The sequence below is a fragment of the Ruegeria sp. AP12 genome (assembly GCF_056540025.1).
This window is the reverse complement of sequence record NZ_JBQFVZ010000102.1, coordinates 1-1,045: the sequence shown is the minus strand read 5'-3', so window position 1 is coordinate 1,045 and position 1,045 is coordinate 1. Positions and strand designations below refer to the sequence as shown.

Below are 1,045 nucleotides of genomic sequence, written 5' to 3'. Positions count from 1 at the left end.
TCAGACAGTCGCGCGGGCTGACTTCGCCTTTGCCTTCCACGTTTGGTGGGCGGCTTTCCATCCGACCCACATGGGTTTGCTGCAGCTGAAGTTCCGCCGTATCCTCGATGGTCAGGATGCGTTCGGCATCGTCGATAAAGCTGGACAGAGCGTTCAGCGTGGTCGTTTTACCAGAACCCGTACCGCCCGAGACGATCACGTTCAGGCGGGTCGACACGGCAGCCTGAAGATAGGCGGCCATTTCTTCGGTGAACGCACCAAAACTGACCAGGTCGTCGATGCCCAGTTTGTCTTTTTTGAACTTACGAATGGACACCAACGATCCATCAACCGCAATCGGCGGCACCATGGCGTTGAAACGCGACCCATCGGCCAAGCGGGCGTCAACATAAGGGTTGGATTCATCAACACGACGACCCACAGCGGACACGATCTTGTCGATGATCCGCATCAGGTGTTTTTCGTCCTTAAACGTAATATCGCTGAGTTCTAGCTTACCCGCACGTTCGACAAAAATCTGTTGCGGGCCGTTCACCAGAATATCGTTGACCGTTTCGTCGCGGAGCAAGGTCTCAAGCGGGCCGAGGCCTGTGACCTCGTCATAGAGCTCTTTGTTCAGCTGAGTGCGATCGTCTCGGTTCAAAACGATGCTTTTGGCTTCCAGAACCTCGCTTGCAATTGCGCTGATCTCGGTGCGAAGCTCGGCCTCACCTGCGTTTTCGAGGGCGGCGAGGTTCAGGTTTTCCAGTAGCTCCCGGTGCAGCTCAATCTTGATCTCACTCAGGCGCTCTTTCCGTTTACGGTCGCGGTCGGCGCTCGTGACCTCGCCAGCTTTCTTCTGAACGGGCTTGCGTGCAACTGCTGTTGCCGTGGGCGCTGCGGGGGCCGCTTCGGGCGCTTTGGCCGGAGTCTCGACCGGCTGCGCATCAGACGCTTTCTTATATCTGGAAAACATGGCGGCTCTTCCCTTGGGGTTGTGTTATGCGGCCTCGGCGTCGTTGCTGCCGAGGCTGTGGAGCGACTTTGCAAGCTTGGCAATTTCGCG

1 protein-coding gene is annotated in these 1,045 nt (G+C 57.2%); it reads right to left on the bottom strand.

Going from position 1 to position 1,045, the window contains the following annotated elements:
• Positions 1-955, bottom strand: a 955-nt coding sequence (locus ACR0E6_RS21520; protein WP_480587138.1) for a TadA family conjugal transfer-associated ATPase, incomplete at its 3' end; no start/stop codon positions are given.
• Positions 956-1,045: the final 90 nt, after the last annotated feature.